The sequence below is a fragment of the uncultured Bacteroides sp. genome, from assembly GCF_949298305.1.
In the GTDB taxonomy this organism is placed as follows: Bacteria; Bacteroidota; Bacteroidia; order Bacteroidales; family Bacteroidaceae; genus Bacteroides.
The window spans coordinates 1-5,365 of sequence record NZ_CASFWU010000144.1 but is presented as its reverse complement, the minus strand read 5'-3'; the positions used below and the strand labels follow the sequence as shown (position 1 = coordinate 5,365).

Below are 5,365 nucleotides of genomic sequence, written 5' to 3'. Positions count from 1 at the left end.
CTGGTTGAAGCCGCTGAACACACTCACCTGCGAGAACTTCGTGACGCCTGTCAGCAGTACGAACTGCAGGTGGCGGTCGGCCGCCTTGAAGACGGAATAAAAGCCTTTCAGCACGTTGCGGTGACGGTCTTCCAGCGTGGAGTCCACATCCAGCACGTCCAGGATGGGCTTGTCATACTCGTCTATCAGGACCACGGCGCGGCGCCCTGTCTGTTCATGGGCGGCACGCAGCACCTCTACAAAACGGTCGCCAGTGCCCAGCTCGTTTTCGCGGCAAGGCAGTCCGTACCGTTTCTCCCACTCGGACACATGGAAGTTGATTTTCTTCTCCAATTCGCCGGGATTGGTATAGTTGGTGCTGTTGAAATCCACATGGAACACCGGATACACGGCCCACTCCGTCTCCAACGGTTCGATGGCCAGTCCGCGGAACAGCTCCCTACGCCCCAGGAAGTAGTTCTCCAGCGTGGACACCAGCAGGCTCTTGCCGAAGCGGCGCGGGCGACTCAGGAAGTAGATGCTGCCTTCGTGGGTCAGACTATAAATCATATCCGTCTTATCCACGTAGACATATCCGTCTTCAATGATGCGGTCAAAACTCTGTATTCCGATAGGGTATTTCATAAGCGTACGTTTGGGTCTCTGATAATTGCAAATATAAGGATTTTCACGAAGAAGGAGGAACGAAAGCGGAAAAACTTTTGTCGGCGGGGAGAGCGGGCAGTGACTACCCGAACAGCAGGGTGAAGCAGGTGCCTTTCCCCACGGTGGACTGCACCGTGATGTTGCCGCCGTGGCGGTTCATAATCTGCTTGCACAGGCTCAGCCCGATGCCTTGCCCGCCGGGCTTGGTGGTGAAGAAGGGGACGAAAACCTTGTCCACCACTTCGGGCAGGATGCCTTCGCCGTTGTCGCTCACCGTCAGCAGGCACTGCCACGACTGCGCGGGCAGCACCCTGACCTCTATGCAGGGTTGCTCGCGGCGGGCACAGGCCTCGCGGGCATTCTTCAGCAGGTTGATGAGCACCTGCTCCACCTGCGCGCGGTCTATCTGCAAGGTGCGGTCGGCCTCGGGCAGGTGGATGTGGATGTAGTCCTCGGGAAAGAGCTTGCGCAGGTCCTGCAGCAGTTCGCAGAGCGATACGGGACGGCGCACGGGGGCCGGCAGGCGGGTCAGCCTGCGGTAGTTCTCCACAAACTCCAGCAACCCCTTGCTGCGGCGGTGGATAGTGAGCATACCCTGGCGCATCACGGCATAGCTGCGCTCGTCCACCTCGCGCTCGGACAGGGTCTCGGACAGGGAAATGATGGGCGTCAGCGAGTTCATGATTTCGTGCGTCAGCACCCGTATCAGCTTCTGCCAGGCGGCCATCTCGTTGTGCTCCAGCACGCGGGTGCGGAAGCCCTGCATGGCTTCGGACAGCTCGTCCACCATCTGCTCCATGGAGCGGTTGCGGTAGGGCGAACGGAAAGAGAGCATCATGTCGTCGAAGCGCAGGCTTTCGGCCAGATGGCGCATCATGCGTATCTGCACCATCTGCATCCGGTAGAGGTTGACCCCCACGGCCGCCAGCACCAGGAACACCATCAGGGCGCTGAACCACAGCTCCCGGACGGCCAACAGCCATACGCCCACCGCCAGCAGGGCGACGGCAAGGATGTGGAGGGTGACGATGAAGGAATAACGTTTCATAGGCCCAACTTCTCTATCTTCCGGTACAGGGCAAACCGCGTGATGCCCAGATACTCGGCAGCCTTGGTCATGTTGCCCTCGCTCAGGCGCAGGGCACGCTCCACGGCCTGCCGTTCCAGCTTCTCCAGGTTCAGCACCTCCTGCTCCTCCTTGCGGGGGCGGGGCGCCGCGGCCTGGAAGACGAAGTTCTCGGGGCGCAGCAGCGAGCCGTCGCCCAGGATGACGGCACGCTCCATGGTGTGCTGCAGCTCGCGCACGTTGCCCGGCCAGGCGTACTTCAGCAGCTTGTTCCTGGCCTCGCGCGTCAGGCCGCGCATCTCCTTTTGGTATTTGCGGGCGTAGCGCTGCAGAAAGTGGTCGGCCAGCAGCAGGATGTCTTCTCCACGCTCGCGCAGGGGCGGGATGTGCAGCTCGATGGTGTTGATGCGGTAGAGCAGGTCCTGGCGGAAGCGGTCTTCCTCCACCATGCGGCGGATGTCGGCATTGGTGGCACAGATGAGGCGCACGTCGATGGGCGTGGCCTGCGTGCTGCCCAGGCGGCTGATTTGCCGCTTCTCGATGGCCGTCAGCAGCTTGGCCTGCATGGGCAGGGACAGGTTGCCTATCTCGTCCAGAAAGAGCGTGCCGCCCGTGGCCACCTCCATGCGCCCGGCCTTGGCCTTGCGCGCGTCGGTGAAGGCCCCCTTCTCGTAGCCGAACAGCTCGCTCTCGAACAGCTGTTCGGGTATGCTGCCCAGGTCGATGGTGACGAACGGACGGCCCGAGCGGGGCGAATGGCGGTAGAGCAGGCGGGCAATGACGTCCTTCCCCGTCCCGTTCTCGCCCAGGATGAGGATGTTGGCGTCCGTGTCGCGCAGCTTGTCCACCGTGTCGAAGATTGCCCGCATGGCGTCGGACTCGCCGATGATGCGTTCGTCGGCGTTGCCGTCGCTCAGGGCCTCCACCTGCTCCTTCAGCAGGTGGACCTCGCGCTGCGAGCGGCGCAGCCTCATGCCCGAGGAGAGCGTGGCCAGCAGCTTTTCCTTCTCCCACGGTTTGGGGATGAAGTCCGTGGCGCCGGCCTTGATGGCCCGCACGGCCTTGTCGGTGTCCGAGTAGGCGGTCATGAAAATGACCACCGCCTGCGGGTCGATGCGCAGAATCTGCTTCAGGCAGTCGAAGCCCTCCTGGCCGCTCACCACGTCGCGGCTGAAGTTCATGTCCAGCAGCACGATGTCCGGCTGGAAGGTGGTCATGAAGTGCTCCAGCCGCTCGGGGCCGGTGATGACCTTTATCTTCTCGGCATAGGGCTCCAGCAGCAGGTTCAGGGCGAAGAGCACGTCTTCGTTGTCGTCCACAATCAGTATTTTACCTAAGTTTTCCATAAGCATGTCTGTTCGTAAATGGTGATGGCACAGCTGTGCGCTGCTGCAAAGATAGTGATAATATCCTTGTGCTGTGCGTGCGCTTCCGCACTATTTTTGTGCGATAGTGCACGCGCCGGCCGGCTCCATATCATTCGCAATCGCAAGGCACATAAGCAGATACATGTTTGGCACAGCTTTTGATACTCTTTTCGTAAATAAATGGAGAAACTATGCTTAAACGTATCATACTGACTATAGGAACGGCCTGCGCCCTCTGCTCCGCCGCGCAGGCCCAGGAAGCGATGGAGCTGACCCTGCAACAGACCATCCGCCACGCCCAGCAGCAGTCGCCCGATGCCCGGAGCGCCCGCCACAGCTTCCGCTCTTCGTACTGGAACTACCGCTACTACCGCGCCAACTACCTGCCCAACCTGACGCTGACCTCCAGCCCTTACCTGGACCGTGCCATCAACAAGGTGACGATGGGCGACGGAAGCGTGAAGTTTGTCGAACAGAATCTGCTGAGCACCAACCTCACCCTGAGCCTGACGCAGAACGTGCCCTGGACGGGCGGCACCTTCTTTGTGGAAACGTCCGCCCAGCGCATCGACCTCTTCAGCGACGACAGCCATTCCTACCAGACCTCGCCCGTCAACATCGGCTATTCTCAGTCGCTCTTCGGCTATAACTCGCTGAAGTGGAACCGCCGCATCGAGCCCCTGCGCTACCGCGAGGCCCGCAAGCGCTACGCCGAGACGCTGGAGCTGGTGGCCGCCACCGCCACGCAGAAGTTCTTCGCCCTGGCCACCGCGCAGAGCAACTACGAGATAGCCAGCACCAACTACGCCAACGCCGACACCTTATATATATATGCGCGCGGCCGATACGACATAGGCACCATCAGCGAAAACGAAATGCTGCAGCTCGAACTGAACAAGCTGACCGAGGAAACCAACCGCATGAACGCACGCATCGAGGTGGACAACGCCATGCAGGAACTCCGCTCCTACCTGGGCATCCAGCAGGACGTGGAGCTGAAGGTCAGCATAGACGACTTCGTGCCCGACCTGAACGTAGACCTTCACGAGGCCCTGATGCTGGCCACGCAGAACAGCCCCGACATAGACAACATGCAGCGCCGCCGCCTGGAGAGCGAGAGCGCCGTGGCCCAGGCACGGGCCAACGCCGGACTGAAGGCCGACATCTACCTGCGTTTCGGCCTGACGCAGACCTCCGACCGCTGGAAGGAAGCCTGGCAGAACCCCATGGACCAGCAGTACGTCAGTCTGGGCATCTCGCTGCCCATCCTCGACTGGGGGCGTGGGAAGGGCCAGGTACGCGTGGCAAAGAGCAACCGCGACCTGGTGCAGACCCAAGTGGAGCAGGACAAGACCGACTTCGACCTGAACGTCCGCAAACTGGTGAAGCAGTTCAACCTGCAGGCGCAGCGCGTCCACATAGCCGCCCGCACCGACACCACCAAGGCTCTACCTGCTGGGCCAGTCCACCGTGCTCGACCTCAACGCCTCCATCACCGAGAAAGACTCCGCCCGGCGCGCCTACATCACCGCCCTCTACGATTACTGGAGTCTGTACTACACCCTGCGCAGCCTTACGCTCTACGACTTCGAGCACGGCCGCCCGCTGGAAGAAGACCTGGAGGCCCTGCTCCGGTAGCCCACAGTCCGTGCCGGAAGCCGCGTCGGAACCTGCTGATTGTAAACTATTATAACCAAAAACAAGACAAAATATAACCTGCTGGATATGAAGAAGATAGATATTGACCCATACGACTGAGGCACCCTAAGTATACGACCGAGGTACCCTAAGTATACGACTGAGACCCCCTCGGTCGTATACCGTGGCAGTCAGCCTGCCTTACCTGTAAATAAAAATATAAATACACAATACGTTTATGGACATCAAACTCGAAAAGAAACCCTGGTACATCCGCTACCGCTACTACCTGGCCGGAGGCATCGTCTTCCTGGCCTTCCTGGTCTATGTCATCATCCTTTCCGCCGGACCCCGCAAGCTGCGCATCGACCCCGAAAGCCTCCAGATGGCCGAAGTGAAGAACGACAAGTTCATGGAGTATGTCGACGTCGAAGGACTCGTGCAGCCCATCCTCACCATCAAGGTCAACGCCCGCGAGACGGGCAGCGTCAGCCGCATCGTTGGCGAAGAGGGCAACATGATGAAACAGGGCGACACCATCCTTGTACTGGAGAACCTCGACCTGCTTCGCACCATCGAAGACCAGCGCGACGAGTGGGAGAAACAGCTCATCACCTACCGCGAGAAAGAGATTGAGATGGAGCAGCAG

General features: G+C 60.2%; 3 protein-coding genes and 2 pseudogenes. 2 read left to right on the top strand and 3 right to left on the bottom strand.

Annotated features, from left to right (window positions below; translation table 11 throughout):
• The 3 genes from Q1Y74_RS13565 to Q1Y74_RS13555 all read right to left on the bottom strand — a co-directional run.
• The coding region (locus Q1Y74_RS13565; RefSeq protein ID WP_300814824.1) for an AAA family ATPase at positions 1 to 624 on the bottom strand (624 nt) is incomplete at its 3' end.
• A gap of 103 nt (positions 625 to 727) precedes the next feature.
• A complete protein-coding gene (locus tag Q1Y74_RS13560) occupies positions 728 to 1,693 on the bottom strand; it encodes a HAMP domain-containing sensor histidine kinase (protein WP_300814823.1) in 966 nt (321 codons plus the stop codon).
• On the bottom strand, positions 1,690 to 3,057 hold the full coding sequence (locus Q1Y74_RS13555) for a sigma-54 dependent transcriptional regulator (RefSeq protein WP_300814822.1): 1,368 nt from the start codon (positions 3,055 to 3,057) through the stop codon (positions 1,690 to 1,692). Before Q1Y74_RS13555 ends, Q1Y74_RS13560 begins: the two co-directional genes overlap by 4 nt.
• Positions 3,058 to 3,341: 284 nt before the next feature.
• Here Q1Y74_RS13555 and Q1Y74_RS13550 point away from each other — a divergent pair.
• A pseudogene (locus tag Q1Y74_RS13550) lies at positions 3,342 to 4,716 on the top strand (TolC family protein).
• Between the two features lie 238 nt (positions 4,717 to 4,954).
• A pseudogene (locus Q1Y74_RS13545) lies at positions 4,955 to 5,365 on the top strand (efflux transporter periplasmic adaptor subunit); the annotation flags it as partial.